Here is a 264-nt window from a genome sequence, read left to right on the forward strand (position 1 = left end):
TGTGGAGCATAAACGGGATGTCATCATTTTAATGGATAGCATTACCAGGCTTGCCCGTGCTTATAACCTTGTCATTCCGCCGAGCGGGCGTACACTATCCGGAGGGATTGACCCTGCTGCATTCCATCGTCCAAAACGCTTTTTCGGTGCGGCGAGGAATATCGAGGAAGGCGGCAGCTTGACGATCCTTGCTACGGCATTGGTAGACACGGGTTCGAGAATGGACGATGTCATTTATGAGGAATTTAAAGGTACGGGTAATAT

The 264-nt window shown here is 49.6% G+C and carries 1 pseudogene; it reads left to right on the plus strand.

Annotation, left to right across the window (positions count from 1 at the left end):
* A pseudogene (locus SB773_RS32515) lies at window positions 1–264 on the plus strand (transcription termination factor Rho); the annotation flags it as partial.

The sequence above is a fragment of the Bacillus sp. SIMBA_074 genome, assembly GCF_046534555.1.
GTDB classification, from domain to species: Bacteria; Bacillota; Bacilli; order Bacillales; family Bacillaceae_G; genus Bacillus_A; species Bacillus_A mycoides.